2 protein-coding genes are annotated in these 1,486 nt (G+C 54.3%); one reads left to right on the top strand and one right to left on the bottom strand.

The features are described 5' to 3' along the window. Positions 1–133 precede the first annotated feature (133 nt). Positions 134–478 (bottom strand): Grx4 family monothiol glutaredoxin, encoded by a 345-nt coding sequence (locus ACW5XD_RS23855; protein ID WP_456497017.1) that lies wholly within the window; start codon positions 476–478, stop codon positions 134–136. A 286-nt stretch (positions 479–764) separates the two neighbouring features. Between ACW5XD_RS23855 and sodB the strand changes: the two genes are divergently transcribed. Next, complete coding sequence (sodB, locus tag ACW5XD_RS23850; RefSeq protein ID WP_456497016.1) at positions 765–1,349, top strand: superoxide dismutase [Fe]; 585 nt, start codon at positions 765–767, stop codon at positions 1,347–1,349. Positions 1,350–1,486 lie beyond the last annotated feature (137 nt).

Raw genomic sequence — 1,486 nt, 5'->3', positions numbered from 1 at the left:
GGCAGGGGTATCCATGATGGTAGACCTCAAGGAGATGGCCTACTTCAAGATTAGCCTTTCAACACGTAATTGGGACAGAGCCATAAAAAAGGGGAGCCATTGGCTCCCCTTTTTGCATGATGCAGATGCGACCTTATTCGGCGGCGGCATCATCCTGCTTGTGCTTGGCGGCAGTGTCCTTGATCAGAGTCTGCAGCTCGCCAGCCTGGAACATCTCGATCAGGATATCACAGCCACCGACCAGCTCCCCCTCTACCCACAGCTGCGGGAAGGTGGGCCAGTTGGCAAACTTCGGCAACTCGGCACGGATGTCCGGGTTTTGCAGTATGTCGACGTAAGCAAACGGCTCGCCACAGGACATCAGAGCCTGGGAGGCCTGGGCAGAGAAACCGCAGCTGGGTAGCTTGGGGGAGCCCTTCATGTAAAGGATGATGGGATTGTCAGCCAGCTGCTGTTTGATCTTTTCAATAGTTTCCATAGGTGCCTCACTAGAGCGATTTCGGCGGTCATTCTACTGCAATCCGGGCAGACCACAAACTGACAAACCGTCCCGGATGCAAGAAGTGATGAATCAATACGCCGCAGCTTGATCCAGGTCATGGCGAGAATCAAGAGTTGTTAGCCCATCTTTGATACTGGTACAATCGATGGGCTTTGGGCCAACTGGCCCCATCATTTCAAGAACGATTCTTTTCAAAATAGAAAAGAGTACGCAATGTCTTGCAACCGTCGCCTTCGCACGGCCAGCCAATGGAGAGTAGAAAATGGCATTCGAACTTCCCGCTCTGCCCTATGCAATCAACGCTCTGGAACCGCACATCTCCCAGGAAACTCTGGAATATCACCACGGCAAGCACCACAACACCTATGTGGTCAACCTGAACAATCTGGTACCGGGTACCGAGTTTGAAGGCAAGTCTCTGGAAGAGATCATCAAGACTTCCACTGGTGGCATCTTCAACAACGCCGCCCAGATCTGGAACCACACCTTCTACTGGCACTGCCTCTCCCCGAACGGCGGCAACGAGCCGACCGGCGCCCTGGCTGATGCCATCAACAAGGCGTTTGGCTCCTTTGCCGAGTTCAAGGATGCGTTCACCAGGTCTGCCATCGGCAACTTCGGTTCAAGCTGGACCTGGCTGGTGAAGAAAGCCGATGGCTCCCTGGCCATCGTCAACACCTCCAACGCCGGTTGCCCGCTCACCGAAGCCGGGACTACCCCGCTGCTGACCGTCGACCTGTGGGAGCACGCCTACTACATCGATTTCCGAAACCTGCGTCCGAAGTACATGGAAACCTTCTGGACCTTGGTCAACTGGGAATTCGTGGCCAAGAACCTGGCTGCCTGATAGCCATTGCTTGCCAAAACGCCCCGCACTGCGGGGCGTTTTTTATGGCTCTGTCCCAATTACGTGTTGAAAGGCTAATCTTGAAGTAGGCCATCTCCTTGAGGTCTACCATCATGGATACCCCTGCCTTTCAACAC

It is taken from the genome of Aeromonas enterica (assembly GCF_054052465.1).
The sequence above is the reverse complement of the archived record's forward strand: the minus strand, read 5'-3'. Positions and strand labels throughout refer to the sequence as shown.

Excerpts from the sequence above, each read along its gene's own strand:
- ACW5XD_RS23855 (WP_456497017.1), bottom strand. The coding sequence starts at position 478 with ATGGAAACTATTGAAAAGATCAAACAGCAGCTGGCTGACAATCCCATC.
- sodB (WP_456497016.1), top strand. The coding sequence starts at position 765 with ATGGCATTCGAACTTCCCGCTCTGCCCTATGCAATCAACGCTCTGGAA.